At 52.9% G+C, this 16649-nt stretch carries 9 protein-coding genes; all 9 read right to left on the bottom strand.

Annotation, left to right across the window (positions count from 1 at the left end):
• Positions 1-73: 73 nt before the first annotated feature.
• Entirely contained in the window at positions 74-1711 is a 1638-nt protein-coding gene (locus Absy_RS10095; RefSeq protein ID WP_052945744.1) for an SGNH/GDSL hydrolase family protein, read from the bottom strand.
• Positions 1712-1785: 74 nt separating this feature from the next.
• The gene (locus Absy_RS10090) at positions 1786-5709 is read right to left on the bottom strand and encodes a cellulose biosynthesis protein BcsC (protein WP_084597098.1); all 3924 of its coding nucleotides are present in this window, start codon (positions 5707-5709) and stop codon (positions 1786-1788) included.
• A 7-nt stretch (positions 5710-5716) separates the two neighbouring features.
• Positions 5717-6862: an acyltransferase family protein gene (locus tag Absy_RS10085; RefSeq protein ID WP_048854628.1), complete on the bottom strand. Its 1146-nt coding sequence runs from the start codon at positions 6860-6862 to the stop codon at positions 5717-5719.
• 74 nt (positions 6863-6936) lie between these two features.
• Positions 6937-7587, bottom strand: a complete 651-nt coding sequence (locus Absy_RS10080) for an SGNH/GDSL hydrolase family protein (RefSeq protein WP_048854627.1) — start codon at positions 7585-7587, stop codon at positions 6937-6939.
• A 109-nt stretch (positions 7588-7696) separates the two neighbouring features.
• The gene (locus Absy_RS10075) at positions 7697-10312 is read right to left on the bottom strand and encodes a cellulose biosynthesis cyclic di-GMP-binding regulatory protein BcsB (RefSeq protein WP_052945743.1); all 2616 of its coding nucleotides are present in this window, start codon (positions 10310-10312) and stop codon (positions 7697-7699) included.
• 488 nt (positions 10313-10800) lie between these two features.
• Entirely contained in the window at positions 10801-11916 is a 1116-nt protein-coding gene (locus Absy_RS10070; RefSeq protein ID WP_048854626.1) for a glycosyl hydrolase family 8, read from the bottom strand.
• Positions 11917-11924: 8 nt separating this feature from the next.
• Positions 11925-12572, bottom strand: a complete 648-nt coding sequence (locus Absy_RS10065; protein ID WP_048854625.1) for an SGNH/GDSL hydrolase family protein — start codon at positions 12570-12572, stop codon at positions 11925-11927.
• A gap of 44 nt (positions 12573-12616) precedes the next feature.
• Entirely contained in the window at positions 12617-13051 is a 435-nt protein-coding gene (gene bcsD, locus Absy_RS10060; protein WP_048854624.1) for a cellulose biosynthesis protein BcsD, read from the bottom strand.
• Entirely contained in the window at positions 13048-16647 is a 3600-nt protein-coding gene (locus Absy_RS10055) for a cellulose synthase subunit BcsC-related outer membrane protein (protein ID WP_048854623.1), read from the bottom strand. Before Absy_RS10055 ends, bcsD begins: the two co-directional genes overlap by 4 nt.
• Positions 16648-16649 lie beyond the last annotated feature (2 nt).

The raw sequence follows: 16649 nt of genomic DNA, 5'->3' as shown, positions 1-16649 counted from the left end.
GCGGAACCGCCTGAAAGAAAAAGACAAATACGGTACCCCATGGCAGAAGCACCCTGAGTGACAAGGCGGAACCTCACTCCCGATGCCCACTCTGGGTAAAGCCGGCCCGAATGGATGACCATATCTGCCTAGCAAGCTCTGCCTGCCCTTGTGCTGTAAAATGCGTAAAATCCTTGTCCCAGTATTGGGTGTTAGTAGGATTGGACAAAACCTGGCCCGGAGCAAAAGGGTCGACTGTTGCATCCGCCGGCAAAGCTCCAGAAGCCAGAGCAGACATGATTTTGCCCCGCAGTACAGAATCTGTTGGTGCTTCTGCGACCAACACAACATAGTACTTCATGGCCTGCAAATTCTGGATAATTTTGTGTAGATTGGCCAAGGTTTCATCATACCCGATATGGTTCTGGTCCAAATGGTCGTTATAACCACCAAACACCACAGCCACACGGTTGCCAGAATGCGCAGCCACCTGAGCAGCCGCAGGTAACATACCAACAAGATGCCGCGTTGTTGCCCCGGAAACTGCCAGATTATAACTTTGATACTGCCCATACGCCTGCGCCAGACGCGGCCAGTTCTGCCCATCAGCCACCCGGAAGCCCTCCGAGCGGCTGTCCCCCAGAACAACAAGGGCATTCCGTATCTGTGGCACCTGCCGCCCCTGCCGCACGGACGCAACCCGGAACTGCTCGACCGCAGCCGCATTGTTCACATGGTCAGCCAGTACCAACCCCGTCCAGATCCCGCTATTACGTCCCTGACTGAACCAGGCGCCACCATCGGCATTAAAACCGATGTACCCCCCCTGAAGAGCAGGAACATCTATTCTGCCCCGACCTGCCGCGCGCATATTCCCGGACTGCACATGGTAGGTTGCAGCCTGCGCCCAGACAGAAAATGTGGCCGGAGCATTGGTCACAACCAGATTGAGGCGCTGGTCTGGATTTGCGGAATCTGAAACATGCACAAATCCGTCCAGTTGATAGCCGCCAAAATAGACCTTGAACTCATGCCCACCCTGCCCCAGCATAAGTGGCACCGGATAGGCGGCATAACCAGAATTGGACGAGGCATAGGCCCCGGTGGTGCCGAAAAAAAAGCTCCCCGAATCCACATGGGTATGTGCAGGCAAAACAAACCCGCCCGGTCCGTTCTCCTCCCCCCAGGAGAGAGCGGGCAGGCCGTTCACCTGTGTCTCGCCAATATGCACCACAGCCTTCCCCGGCACAGCCTGCAGGTCGTTGCCGTGACCAGACTGATCATACACACGCGTGACAACAGCAAATGTTCCCTGATCACGCGCACCCAGTGGAGCAGTATCAAGCTGGCCGTCTACGGTAATATCCAGCGTCTGGCTTATCGGCTGCCCGCGTACCGTCAGGGCAACATCCAGCGCATGGCCTGTGTACCCTGAGACCATGCGCGTAGTCCCGCCCGCAAAAACCGTGTGTGCCCCAAACGAATCTGCTGGCAAACCAGATGCCTGCACGGCCTGCCAGTCAGCAGCACCAGCCTTTACGGAAGCCGCACGCCAGACCTGCCCACACGCCTGCCACAGATCATTGACCGCATACCCCTTGGTCGCATCATCCGTTTGTGCCGGAGGCCGGGCTGCCTCCCCCTCGCCTGCGCACGTCTGCCCATAAGCAGCAGGCAGTAATGAACCATAAAGAACCAGAAGTGTGCATAAAACGCGGTAGGGCTGTTTCATGGTGTTCCTTCAGCAGACCAAGCACCTTTGTGGCGCTCGAATACGAAGTATTACGAGAATAAGCAGCAATAAAACTAGAAACTATCAAGCGTGTAATGCGCCATCAGAATAGCGGAAATTTCCGACCAGCTTCCTGCCCGGCTGTAACTGGCCTGCGCACCCAAACGCAGGCTGGGCGTAACCTGATACACGATGCGCCCCTGCACATTACCCGCTACACCGCTGGCCGACTGGGCACCTTCCGTACTTTGGCCGATTGCCTTGGGCTGTAGCCCATCATCCAGCGGAAAATACGGCATGGCATCGCTCTGGTAATGCTGGAATCCGCCCTCACCCCGCAGCAGCCATGTCCACATATCGCGATGGCCGGACCATTCGAGCGGTACCATAATAGCGTAATAGGTTTGCGGGGAGAAGTAACCTCCCTGCCCCCAGGTAAACAGGTAACTGTTGCGACGATAACTATAATAGGAAAAATTCAACCCTGTCCGCACCACCATGCGCTTTTCACGGTCCTGCCAGACCTGCGCACCCGCACCGGCCTGCACATCCAGCTCCGTATTCGCCACAACATGGGTACCGTCCAGGTAAGCAAACCCTGCACCTGCATACAGGTTCCATGTCGGATGCCCCCATTCCAACATGCCGTGACCAAACTCCCGCGTGACACCGCCCCACTCCCGCCCGCTTACGGGGTCCTTCATCCCGGCGTAGGACAGCTCGCTGTTCGTGACCATGCGTCGCCCGCCACTCAGGCGCAACACCAGATCCCGCGTGAGGTGTGGCGCAAATTCAACCCCACCCACAACATTCACAATGGGAAAACCAAGCGGTGTGGAGCCTATGTCCGCGCTAAACCAGCGGTTAACATAATTCACACTCAACCCCACACCCTGCACGTAATAATGGTGGCCGGAACCACCGCAACGCCCCTCCGACCCAACCGTGGCGCATTGACCAAACTGATGGTTGGACTCGGGGTTGGCAATCGGATTGCCCGTAAAGAGGAATGTCGGTGTCAACGAAAAGGATAGACGATGGTCCCATGACTGGAACGGCACTGTTGCCGTCAGGGGGACTGCCAATTCGGTCATCTGCCCCAGACCATCTATGCCTGTGCGGTTGCGAATATAAAAATTACCGTCAATCTGCGGCGAGAGAGAATCATGCAGGTAAACCACTGACCTGTTATTTGCCTCGGGTGCCGTATCATCTGGCAGATAATGGTAGGACGCAGGCAATGTGACGCCCTGCAGATCCCGGTAATTGGATTCGATAAGCGGCCAGCGGTAATCCGGTTCCAGAACAGCATGGTGTTCGCAGGCATCACTGTCGCTATGCTCGCAATCAATATCCTGCACATGTTCCATAGCTGCGAGTTGCAGACGCATATTGTTGTTCGACTGGGCACTCTCGGCCAAGGCGGACCATGTTTCTGACGCATGAGGGGCCAAAGCCTGCAACCGTTGCGCCATGGTTTCTGCTGTATCGGCATCACCCGTCATGGCTGCATCATGGACCGTTGCCGCGAGCACGCGCGGGTTATCTGGCATGGTGTGTAAAACCCTGAGGTCTTCCGTCAAAGCGCGCTCAGGCATGTCTTTGGCAGCATAAACCCGTGCCATGGCCAGTCGGCTTTCAATCGCATCCGGGTTGGCATCAATATAGGGGGACAACAGGTGCAGCGCATCATCTGGCCAGCCATTCCGCACCAGTGCATCTGCCTGAATAGCCATAAACCCATCTTCAATTGTGCGCCGCACCTCAGCTTCATGCTCTGTGGGCAGGGTGGTCTGGGCCTGCGCATCAAACGCATTAAGATTAGCGGTAATGTCCTGCGCAACCTGACGATGAAAAGACTGACTGCCCGGCATAGCTAAAATATGCAGATACAGCCCCGCATAATTCAACCTCTGGGAAAGAGGCATGTCATGGACCTGCATATCCGCGTTTTTCAGAACATTATACGCCGCCTGCCCCTCATCATATTTAAGTAGCGCACTGGCCATAAGCTGGGCTCTCTGGCCTGTAGGGTCAGGGCGGCTGGCCAACGCAATCAGCCCTGCCACGGGGGATGCACTGTTGTTTTCCGCCGCTTCAACCTCCATACCAGCCTGTGCACGGCCCATAAGCCTGCGCATATCCGGTGTTAACGCAGTTTTTGGCATCCGTTTGAGCAGACGAGCAGAACCCGCAAAATCATTTTGCTCATCAGCAAACACAACAGCGGCTGCCAGCGCATCCTGCGAAGGAGCTGGTTGCTCCAGCATTGCGTTCATAACAGCCTGAGCCCGGTCTGGCTGATGCGCCTCCACCAGAGCCTGTGCGAACTTCAACCGCATCCATGGGTCGTTGGGGGTGATGGTCACGGCATCTCCGAGTAACGCAACACGGTCGTCCACACTGGTTGCACGGGCCGCCTGCTCCACAAGTTGCGCGCTATGAACCCGGCTGGCCAGAGCCGTCTGGACATTCCCTGTCTGACGAATAACCTCGGCTGCATCATCAGCTCTTTTGTCCTGCAAAAGCATGGTAACCAGCATGGACAGCGCAACTCTGTTTTTGGGCTGGCGTAGCAGCACGCCCCTGTAGGCTTCCTCCGCCTCGGCCCGGTGGCCTTCCTGGAGTTCAAGCTGGGCACGGAACAAAAGCGCCATAACCTGCTGCCCCGGCTGGTTGGCTAAAAGCGCAATATAACGCCGGGCATCATCATCCCTGTGTGCGGCAATCGCACGGGCAATCTGCATACCCAAGGGGTTATTCCCCGCCATGTTCTTGCGCATCCCTGCCAGCGCTGCCTGCCACTGGGCTTTGGTCGATGGGTCTGCCGCCATGGCCTGTTTAAAGTTCTGCTCGGCCCGCCGCCAGTCATGCTGTCGCTCAGCAATAAGGCCCATGCCCCCAAGGGCTGCGGCATCCTGCGCATTGTAGGCCAGGGCCTGTTTGAACCCTTTTTCCGCCTCGTTCACATGCCCCGAATTCAGGTAGGCGTATCCATCAATCCGCGCGGTATCCGCATCAATCCGTCTTTGCTCTTCACGGGCTTTGGCCAGCCTGTCAGCAATTTCCGCATCGTTGGGGTGCTGGGCCAGCCATTCATAATACATTGCAACGGACGACCCTCGAATGGCCTCCCACAGCAACGCCTGCCGCCACGCCGCATAAGCCTGACGCCGGATACGGGGCGAAATATCGGCCGAAGCCAGTGCCTTAATCCGCTCCAGCCCCGCTGCGCGTGAGGTTTCGCGGTAAGTCAGCAGCCGGTAATATAGAAGCTGCGCATCCAGATCTGTTGGCTTTTGTTGCAACCAGAGTTTGAGCTGGGACACAGCCTCCTGATAGCCAAGGATGGTCGAGCCCAGAACACCATAGTATTCCAATGCCAGATCCGGCCCCGGTGGCCCATTCCCAAACAGCGCCTTGTAGGCCATGGCGGCCTGCAACATCTTGCCCGATGCAGCCAGCGCCCGCGCCTGCGCAAGCTGTTTTTTGTCCACCGGTTTACTTGCCAGAATGCGGCGTAAAGCCGTGCGCAGCTCGGGGGGAGCACCATTGGCTTCCATCTGGGCCAGCGTTTTTTCCGCCCCGGCAAAATCTCCTTGCGCCTGTTGCGCTGTACCTAAAAGTAAAAGAGCCTGTGGGTCTTGAGGAAAAATCGTTAACGCCCGTTTGATGGTGTCCATCACACGATCAAACTGATGCTGGGTCAGCCAGTATTGTGATTCTGAAAGCAGTTTATCAAACAGATCCCGCGCAGTTGTGTTCCCTCCCTGTGCGGGCGCACGCACCACAGCAGAAGGCTGGAGAACGGCAATGCCACTACCACCCAGCGTTTGTGCAACCCCAGCGGAAAGCGAGACCATACACCCGCCACCAATGGCACCCAGCACCACACACCACTTTTTTCCGCGCCGGGTTATACCAGCCTGCCGAGCCGACGGGGATGCAAGGCATCCAGTCAGTAGAACGGTATGCAGACCGGCTGGGGGAGGTGCCATTGAAGTATCAATGCACGCGTGAAATAGCCGAAAGCCACGCCAGAGCGGCGGCAGACACAATGCACAGACCGACCAGCATGGCACCTCCACGCCTGCGGGCTGGGACTAGAGCTTTATTTTCATAGTCCAGCATGGGCCGCTCCACACAAATGTAGCTTAATGTTCCGGCAATAACGGCTCCTCCCAGAACAAGCGCCATGGTCACACCCTGCACCTGACTGGCCAGAATGTACGTAGCCATAACAATGGCGGGCCAGTGCCACAGGTAGAGCGAGTAAGAAATAACCCCAACAGACGACAGAGGTTCCAGCAACCTGCGGGTTACGGCCTGTGGCTGCATAATAATCAGCATGGTCGCAACACATGGAATAATAGCCATATAAGACGGACAGGCATTGGTAAGGGTATAAAACACTCCGCACAGCAAAAGCGTCATGACAGCCAACGCGTAACAAATCCCTGACAACAACAGAGATTGCGGCAAAGCAGGCAACACCCAGATCACTGTGCCCAGACAGAACTCCCAAAGGCGTGCAAAAATACTGTAATAAGCCGACTGATCACCTGAATGGTAGGCCATGAGGCTATAAGCAAAAGATGCTGCCATAACCACGTACAATACAGCCTGCCTGTAACGCAGGGCAGACAGAAAAAGCGCAATCAGAAAAATGATCAGGTAGAACTGCATTTCCAGGGAAAGGGACCACGTATGCAGGAAGGGGTAAGCAATACTCTGCCCCTCAAAATACCCGACATGGCCACTGGCCCATATGTTTGACAGATAAACCAGAGCAGAAGCACCATTTTGCGCAATATCCGCCCGATCACTCCGCAAGACCCACCAGAGCATACTGGCGCAAACCAGCAGGATCATAACCAGCAAGGCGGGCACAAGCCTGTAAAGACGCCTTAAAACAAAACGCTCCGGACGAAATGGGTGCTGCATAAAGGCAGACCGCCCCATAAAGTAGCCAGAGATAACAATAAAAATATCGACCCCTATAAACCCACCACTTAACCACCCTGCATGAAAAATCATAACAAGCAAAACAGCCAGACCACGCAAACCGTCAACATCACGCCGCCGATTGAGCGGAAAAAACTCCGCTTTGAGCTTGTCTATCCATGTTTGTTGCACAACAGTAAGCGACATGACCTTAACCACCGCAATTCTATAGCCAGAGCAGGAACAATAAAAACGCCTAATGAGAAGACGATAACAAATTATTATTTATGAATTTTTTCCAAGATAGGCATTGTCTGCTGCAGAATGCCTGCACCCCAGACCTTGTAGCTCGCTGGTGTCAGGTGCACGCCATCAATTGTTTTGGGGCTGCCCGGCTGCATCAGCTTTGTGCCATCAATATAGGTGCATGGGGCGACCTCATCTTTCAGAAAATCTGCCATTTCCTGCGCCCGTTTATCGGTTTTTCCATAACGGGGGCTATATTCACCCCATGTTGGACCCACCCATATGCAGGCTGTTTTGCCAATGGTCATGGTCAGGGTTTTAACCTGCTCATCCGCCCAGTTCCTGGAAATTTCGCTCTGCCCATAAGCTGCCATGGTATCGCCCAACACCACCATCACAACATCCGGGTGCCATTGCTCAATTAACGCGGTAATGGGCGGGGGGGACGTGGGCGTCATGTTGGGAGGTGTCAAAGGCGCATCGCCCACACGTTGCGCTGCACCACACCCATTATTGGGGTTAGGCACAACCCAGTCTGCTGCCGTGGAAGAACAGACACCATAGGTCACAACCTTTGCGCCCGCCCGTGTGTAGGCTTCGGGCAGGATTGTTAGCAAGGAATCCTTAAACGTGACATGGCTATCGCCAATAATCAGCAATGTCAGTCCAGCTAAAAGTGCGCTCATGGTCCCGTTCTTATCCTTTTATCCGCCATTCATGGCAGCAGGTTCTGGCTGGCTTCTTTCCAGCGTATCCAGAACCTGCTGTTCAACCTACGTCCATAACCCGGCTACGTTACGTATCAATCGGGTCGTCCTCGCCGGGTAATTTCCGCTTTAACCGGCGTTGTGCGTAAGCCCGCAACCACCTGGCCGTGCCAACTGCCAGCAACCCGGCTCCAAACAGACTGGCAAGAATAACAAGGACCACGTGCTCCTCAAGCATGACTTCAAGGCGGATCCACAACGGCAATGACCCAACCGTATAACGGCGCGTATTACGGTAATTAGTGAAGACATCACCATTTTTTATCACCAGATCACCCTGGACAGCGGACAGTTTCTGCCTGTCCAGCAAAGATGAAACCATTTGCGGGAGCAGGTCTGAGCGATCTGCCAGAAGCGCGACAACAGAACGATGGTTGGTGTACGGCGATTCACCACCGATCAGGAGCGATGCGTTAACAATTGGTGCATTCAAAACCGATTCAACATTATTATGCTGCCCGGCATTATCCCTGTCCTGGAACAAATACCACAGACCATCGAGCAGGGTTTTTTGTCCCAACCGGATTGTCTGTCCATTAATCTCATAAGCAGAACGAGACAGCAGACTTTTTGCCGCTCCAAGCTGGTCCAGCGTGGAGAGCACAATAATATCCTTGGACGACGATAATCCACCCAGATCGCTGCTGGACACAACATCGATCCCAACGACAGGATATTGTGTTGCCCCACCCAAAAAGCCCATCAGGTTAAGAAAAGCGGTGCTAACACCCGGATCAGGCTGTGCTGGCAGAACAACCGCCGTCTGGGAATAATCTGCCATTCTGGAAAATGGAAAAGCAGAGCCTGCAAAATACGATAGGTCTGGCAATGTGGCGTAATGATAGCTTTTACGAAAATCAAACGTAGAGGTTGAATCGACCTCAGCAATAAAATCATCACTCGTACGCCGACAGGCACCACGGTCGATTGGCAGAACATTAAAGCTCAGATCCAACTGGTTGCGACCACCAAAAAGCAACCATGGTGGAAGAGCCGCATCAAACGTCATCAACCCATTCTGATGACCCGGCAGATGCCCTTCAACCTTTTTCCAAAATACATCTGAAAATAACGGGAAGCTCTGCACATAGGCATTATTGACAAGCACATCCAGATGCGCACCTTCATGCTCAAAAGCTGCGGCAACCGGGGTTCTGGCCTGAATTTTGAGCGGAAAGCCATGCTGCTTCCACCGATACAGATCAGGAGGAATGCGGAATGGAACATTAATACCCAAAGGAGCACCACCCTGCTGCTGCAAATCCATGGCAGACATCAGCTCGCCAAATTTGACGGGTCGATCCGTTGGTACAAAAGCAGGGGCATCGTAAGGTTTGCGGGGCGCCAAAGTGACGTCCGAAACCACCTTGAACGGCACGTCTCCTAATGTATCAGACGAAAATGCAAGAACACGCGCCGCAATTTCAACTTCTTTATGGTTCTGGCCAGTGACAACCAACACCGTACCATTCCGGTCATTGGGATTGGCGATCTCAAACAACGTTGGGCCAGAAGGGAGTGTACCGTTGCGGTCGAGTGGAATATTCTCCCCAATTTCCACGGCATTCCCGATTGCCGGAAACGCGGTGGAAACGGGGAAAGACGTTCCACGGAAATCCGCCAGCTTACCAAACCACGATGCCACAATACCCGCTGCCTTAAGGTCTCCCTGCCCACTGGAACGAGGGAAAACAAAAGGAACTTTCAAGACCTCACGCATATTCGGGTCAAAAAATGGCATAGGTAAATAAGAGAGTTTACGAACCGGCGGCAATTTGACCGTAGCAATAATGACCTTGGACAGGTTGGAAACCCGCGCCCACAACACGCCATTATGCATATCATTACAGTCGCGCCGATATTCTCCCGCAAACTGAAAGTTCAGATGATTGAGGCGCGTAAAAAAAATGGGATCAATATCAAAAACAAGCGGACCAAAACGCGAATTTTTAAGATCAACCAGAACAGTACCCACGTACTGTTCATTGAGTGTTAATGTCAGACTACTCGCTTCCGGCAGCAAAGAAGGTGACATGGCACCATCAATAACAATCTGCGCACGCGTCACAATTTCGTCTGCTGGAATAGGAATATCAACGCCCTGCAAAGGCGAAAATCCTCGCAGGGTCATGGGAGACGCGAGCCCCAACTGACGCAGGGTAAGAGTTCGTATAATTTCTGGCTGGGCTACATTGGCTGACGATGAATTTGCCGTTGCCAAATTATAGCCAGAATCCCCACCTATATATGAAGGACCGTTTGAAGGCGTTGCAGGCTGAGGGTTCCCCTGCGCTGGCAATGCGGAATCTGACGGGGGATAGGCAGCAGTCCCACTCGGGCCCAACATAACATCCGACGCTGGAGCGCTTGGAGGTGGCAGGTCAGATGGGGGGGCAACATTGCCAGAACCTGCTGTACCTGTTGGTCCACCGGATGCTGGCAACGGCATAGATGCCCGTGCGTGAGCATTAAGCGATACGTCCGATGGGGGCAAAAATGGGCTAGGCCGCTCTGGCACCTCATACTGTGCAGAGCTTTGTGGTGTAGCCCCCAATGCAACAGCAGAACACCCAGTCAGCAACACCCAACTGGCCACACCGGAAGCGCTGACAGACCAGATCACACGGGAACAGAATTTGAACACGAACGGTCTTTCTCTCAACAGATTGGAGCGGACAGCTCTTCCTTGGACAACCCCATAAAGCTTTACCTAGGAATAAGCAGGTTAACACGCGAAAACTGCACGCACTCGTCTCTTTACCTATATCAGAAAAAGACGGAGCATTTGGAAAAAATATGAATAACTGTGAAATATTTTTTTAGACGCTATCAGGCGACAAAGATGTCTAGCAAATTAACTTATGTTAAGCAATCTGCAAATAAATCAACCCACATCTTCTGTGAAACATAAAATTTATTCGTTACTCTACCACTTGGGTAAACATTCATTACAAAATATAATACATTCCATGAGAAACAATAGAGCATGAAATTTAGAGATATTTTTGTTTTTTCTTTCCTTAACAAGATATTATCTCAATTTCTTTCCCAAATCTGCATTTTTCATATCATGGGAAAATACAAAATACGCATTCTCCATACATTTTTAAATACTGCGGGTATCCGGATAGTTTACCATTTCCCGCGACCAAACTGCGCAGCCATAATATCTGCGCCAAACTGACGTTTAACCAGACTCGACAACAACGCCAGAGAAGAAGAATAATAATTATCGTTCATCTGAACCGGCGGCATGGTTGCCGCCATAGTGCCAAACCCACATGCCCCCCCAATGTCATAAAATCCGGGAGGGGCATTATAGGGTGAACGTTCTCCTGTTTTCAGGTCAACCCATGCGGGCAGTGAACCTGCGGGCCATGCCGTCCAGTAATTATCAAATCCGGCCATCAGCTCTCCACCTAACTGCCCGGCCCACGCCAGATACAGGGGAACGCGAACGGCATCGTACGAAAAACGAGGCGGGAATTGAGGAGCAATAGAAACCGCTCCTGTATGCGATGAAATTTGCAGCCAGTCTGGTGGCAGATTCCAGCGGCCAAAACGCCCGCTCCGTATTAGCGCCAGACCATCTTTAATCAATGAGCGCCAGACCTCTGCATTATCCAGCCCTGTAGCCAGAATTAAGGACGGCATGACGTAATAAGATAAATTGATTGTAACGGAATCCGGATTTGTAAAACCAATGTAACCCGGCAAAAGAACCCGTTTACCTGCCACCTTCTGGACAAGCCGCTTGCGAACATCTTTGTAAATAGCACGAGCAGAATTCAAATATTCAGATTTCTGCCAGCGGTAACCAGCAAAAGCCAGTGCCAGAGCAATCAGCAAATCACCATCCGTTGCATTATTGCGATCTGGCACATGGGGGGATGTATCAGGCAAATAATGCCACGCGTGCAGGGCACTATCGGGTAATTTTAGATTATTTTCGGTCCAGGCAAATATTTTTTCAAATGCTTTTTTGTCATCATAAGCCTGAGCAAACAGCATCCCATACCCCTGCCCTTCGGTATGGGACTGGGAGCCATTGCCATTATCTACAATTCGACCATCATCACGCAAAAAGTGCGAAGTATACCAGCCCCACTCATCCACAGACTGCGCCATGCCTTTTTGCACCAATACAGAGGACATGGCCGCAGACCACAACAAAGTACGGCGCGACAGACCAATGCCTGAATGGTTATTTTCAGCCTGTTTGCCGTACATTGTTTTAATACCTCGCATTATTGGTGTTACTGACCTTTTTCCAGCATAGGCTCTACATTCTGTACGATTGCCTTGCTCCACTTTGTATAATCTTCTGTTGTCAGGTGCAGACCATCTTCCGTGCTCACATCCTTGGACTGCAACAGCTTGGTTGAATCCACATAATGGCAGGGCTGGACTTCCTTGTTCAGCAGGTTGGCCAGTTCAACGGTACGCGCATCTGTTTTACCGTAACGCGGGTTGTAGTGCCCCCAGGTTGGGCCAATCCACACGCATTTGGTGGACCCTATATTTTCCACCAGAGCATGAACCTGATCCTTAATCCAGTCTGTTGGCATTTTTGGCTGGCTATACCCCGCCATGGCATCACCAAAGACCACAACAACAGCATCCGGATGCCATTGCTGCATCAGTGTCTGAATGTTCGGAGGAGCATCGTTCTTGTCCATGGAGACATTAATGCGTTCGGTGCCAATCCGTTTTGTGTAACCACACGCATTCAGGGGTTTTTCATCCACCCAGTCTTCCGGTTTGGACGAACACAAACCATAGGTTACGACCTTGGCACCCTGCGCAACAAACGCTTCTGGCAAAGAGGCAACAAGAGTGTTCTTATGCGTCAGGTGGCTATCCCCGATCATAAGAATTGTAAGACCAGCAAGCAAAGGATGCATTATCGAAAACCCTTCCCATTATTACAGATAAGCAAGTGACAGTTCTAATGTCCATAAGTCAACACAACGACATGGGTCGCTTCTGAATTTTTCTCCACGGACCAGTTCATGCGTGCATCCGAAAGAGAATCCGGCTGCTGTTCCAACCATGCACTATAAAGACCAGCCAATGCCGGCACCAGCCACCAACCCGGCGGGTCTCCCATACTGCCAACAAGAGGCAGTCCCCCGTGCCGGAGCACAAGCTTTTTATCCAAAGTATCAACCGCCAGAGTAACGTGCCCCCACTCCAGAAGAGCGAGAGCCGCGTTCATCTCCATTTCCAGCATCTCAAGCGTCTGGCATGGAGGCAGCCCCAGACGGGCCGCCATCTGGCGCCCCACATCCTGCAAGAACCTGTCGCGGCCTACACTTCCCACCTGCGCATCAAAACTACGGGCCAGCTCGTGCAAAAACAGTGACATTCCGATAACTTTCATTGGGTATCCAGAAAAGTGTAGCGTGCTGCCAGCCCGGCAATAAACTGGTTCCATGGCCCTGCCTTCTGGAACTGGAAGTTCGCACCTACACGCAAAGCGGGAGAGACCTGATAAGAGAAATTACCATGTGCGCCACCAATCAGGTGATTGGTGGGACGCGCCGCCCCAATAGGCTGGGACGTATCATCCAGATTAAGCAGTGCCTGTGAGTGATAGTTCTGGTAACCCAACTGACCACCAACATCCCACATCCACTTATCAATCTGACCGGTATAAGTAACGGGCACAGTGACAGAAAAGAAAGACTGGGGCGAGAAATACCCGCCATAGCCATAGCTGTTACTCGGGTAGGTATGATCAGGAAAAACATACTGGTTATTATCAAACCGGAACCACGTCAGGTTTGAACCAATCTGCACTTCATGATTATGGTTTTTGTACACGGTAACCATACCGCCCACACCGGCCTCATACTCCTCGTTCGACCGGGTGTTCTGACCATCCAGGTAGGCATACCCACCACCACCATAAATGGTAAAACCCGTGCCATCATAAGCTAGTTGCAAGTGTACATGATTTTTGATCACGCCACCCCATGTTTTGCCAGTGGTTTTGTTTTTCATGCCAGAATAGGCAACCACACTATCCGTTAAGGCACGCCGCTCCGCTAAAAAGCTCAGATGCAGATTATCCGTAATCTGTGGGAAAAACTGCACACCGGCGACAACATTCGTAGTAGCAAAACCAAGCGGGGTTGTACCCACATCTCCTTTAAGCCAGTTCCACTCATATCCGGCATTCAGCGCCACACCCGCTGCATCATGTCCTGAATATTGCGATGGCGCATCCCCGGCGGAAAGAGAGACCGGGGTGAGTGAAGCATTCAGGCGTCCTTCCCCCACCTGCATGGACCCCAGAATTGGCACTTCCACATTGGCCAGTTTGCCAAGCCCCGATCCGCTGCGGGTATTAAACACCGGCCCAACATCCAGATAGGGTGCATAAGCCTTACCGGTTACCTCAATTTCCCGGTCAATCGAAGCCAGCATCGGGTCTGTGGTTTTGGTAGCACCAGCCTGAGAAACCCCATGGCGGAACGGATTTTCACCATCTTCCACCTCCACGGGCGTACCCACACTTTCCAGCCGCAGCATACGGGCCTGAGCCAGATTATTCAGGGCTTCGGTCCAGTTGCCTGCAGCTTTAGCAACCACCGAGCCTGCAACCCATGTACGCGGATCGGACGGTGCACGTTCACGCATCATATCCAGATCCTGCCTGGCCTGCCCAATATCATGAAGCTCAACACTCAGGCGAATGGCCTGCAACCGCGCATCCAGATCATCCGGATTCTCATTCAGAACAGCCCGTGTAATAGACAGGGCTTTTTTGACATTATGATCTGACTGATACAGACGGGAGAGAGCAAGCTGACCGGGCGACTGGCCCGTTTGCAAAGCCGGGGCCAGAGCATCATAGGCTTCTGCACGCCGGCCTTCATCATTCAGCCTATCGGATGCCTGAATGGCAAGCCCGTCCTTGATGCCTTTCAAAAAAGTCTGCTGTTCATCTGTTAATTGCTCCCCTTCAAGGGATGCAACAATCCGGCGTGCAGCTGCTGGTTTTTGCGCTTCCAGCATAAGCCCGGCGTAAGCAATGCGTTGCTGTGCCGATGGCGCCCGGGCACGCCGGAGCATTTCGGTCAACAGCCCAACAGCTCCGGCTGCATCACCACGTTTTAAAAGTGCCTGCCCCATAAGCTGGCCATGAACACCGCTTGTATCCTCGCTATCCTGCTGGGCAATACGGTTAAAATATATTCTGGCGTCCTGTGGATCATCTGGTGCGGCAGCAACCAGTTTTTGAAATTTCAAACGATCAGAAATCTGCCGTATGTCTGCTGTCATACCCTGACGGGGCAAAACTTTAAACAACCGCTCCAGCAAAGCGGTATCGTGAACTTGATTGGCGTAATAAATGCCAGCCTGCACATTAGCCAGAGAACCGGCCCTGGACGCCAATAAAATCGGGTCCATAACCTCGGCAGCTTCCCCCTGATTCCCGGCGGTTACCAGCGATTGCGCCAGATTGAGCCGCAACCATGGGTTACTCGGCTCTTCCCCAACAGCTTTGCGCAGCAGGTTTATTTTCTCGTCCAGATTAGCGGTCGTCGCGATCTGCCGTCTTAGATCTTCTACCGCAATCTGCTTGCCAAAATTAGGCGAAATCTTAAGCAGCCGACGTTCAACATCGGCAAGTTCTGCTGTTTTGCCAGATGTTCGCAGCAGACTATATAACCCTTGCAAGGCCGTTGCGTTTTCCGGTTCTATTGCAAGAGCCTGCCTGTAAAGGTCTTCTGCCTCACGCGGATTTTTTTCTTTAACTGCCACATCGCCAGAGAGCGCAATAAGCCCTGCCTGTTTGGGATCAAGTGCTAAAGCCTGCTGAATTTCGTTTTTAGCAGCTTCGTAATTGCCTGCCTGCATAAGCGGCCTTATGCGCGCATAGGTTCCCGCAACTTTGGCCGCGGCCAAAGCCGAAGCCCATCGGCTTGAACCCTGAGGGTCAATTTTAGTAGCTTTTTCAAACAAATCGATGGCTTCCTGCATACGACTTTGCCGCATACGAACAAGTCCAAGCCCCACAAGGGCATCGACATCGGTAGGACGATCAACCACCGCCTGTGAAAAATATTTGTCAGCATCAGGCAGATTATTGTTGGAAAGTGCCTGATATCCCTGCGTACGATTAATCAAGGCGCTCTCCGGCTCTGCTGCCATCGCGCGATCTCTAACCGCCTGCATCTCCGTATCCTGTGGGTGCACTTTTAGCCATGCGTCATAAGCTGGCACACTTTCCGGCGTGGGCGCCAGCCAATGCAGTGTTTCACTCCACGCATGATCAATGGAATCCCGCTGCGTAGCCGTTAAACCTTTAATATTCGCCAGTTGCTGTAAACGCTGAAGCCCGTCCAACCGGGTCAGGGGTCGCCAGGTCAAAACCTGTGCGTAGGCTATTTGTGCATCAATATTATTGGGATTCTGTTCTAGTAACTGCTTAAGGCCAAGCCGCCCCTTATCCCTATACCCAACGGCACCTGCCATGGTTTCGTAATATTCAACAGCATAGGCTGGTGGAGGACCGTTAGGAAAAAGCTTGCGGTACGCAGCGGCGGCAGCACTTGTCTCCCCCGCCTTGGCCAGACTACGTGCGCTTGAAACATCCACTTCCTGCGTATGCCCATGCGCAAGAGCTGCCTGCAACCTTTGTGTTTCTGGCGCATCGGGAAAGCGCCGGGTCAATGTTTGCAGGGCGGCATCGGCAGCGGCACCATCCCCCCCCTCATGCGCCCACAAGCCCTGCAGTTCCAGTACATGCGGATTATCAGGCGCCAGATGAGCAGCCTGAGCCAGAGTCTGCCATGCCTGATCCATTTCGTAATGATCGTGCCAGTATTGTGCCTTCTGGAGCAGCAGAGTCCCCACATCAACCGCAGAAGAGGGAGCCGTTTCCAGCGACTGGGCATAGACAGCAACAGGCACGACAAATGCCGCAACCCCCGTCACCCCAAGTTTTATCGCTGCTAAACGCCTCATTC

It is taken from the genome of Acetobacter syzygii (genome assembly GCF_000964225.1).
Classification (GTDB): Bacteria; Pseudomonadota; Alphaproteobacteria; order Acetobacterales; family Acetobacteraceae; genus Acetobacter; species Acetobacter syzygii.
This window is presented reverse-complemented; position numbering and strand designations above follow the sequence as displayed.